Annotated in this window: 1 protein-coding gene; it reads right to left on the bottom strand. The window is 50.7% G+C overall.

The features are described 5' to 3' along the window. Positions 1 to 436: hypothetical protein (locus E0L35_RS25650; protein ID WP_212751724.1), on the bottom strand; the 436-nt coding region annotated here is incomplete at both ends.

Here is a 436-nt window from a genome sequence, read left to right on the forward strand (position 1 = left end):
TCAATAACCTGACCGTAAATATCGTAAATGTCTGCGCCATAGCGTTTCTGACCAAAGAACGCCTGCCACGGATCTGGCGTGACGTAATCAGTAATATTCAGCACACCGCTATCAACGGCAGACACCAGCACATTCACCTGTTTAGGCTTCTCGCCATTTTTAGTGCTGGCTTTAATTTTCACGGTTAATGGTTGATTGGGACGCATTTTTGCTGGTGTTTCCAGCGCCAGATCGAGGCGACGGTTTTCATCGCCAAGCGGCAGATGCAACACACCAACCGCGCGTTTGGGCGTCGCGGAGCGAGATTTATCGCCAGGATGTACCACCAGCGTACTTAAATACAGATCATGACGATTCCAGGTTTTATCGACCGGAATCGTCAGATCCAGCCCTTGAGCCCGAACATCAATCTCTTGCCACCACAGCGGCCCTTCAC

The organism is Halomonas sp. ATBC28 (assembly GCF_005937175.1).
In the GTDB taxonomy this organism is placed as follows: domain Bacteria; phylum Pseudomonadota; class Gammaproteobacteria; order Pseudomonadales; family Halomonadaceae; genus Vreelandella; species Vreelandella titanicae.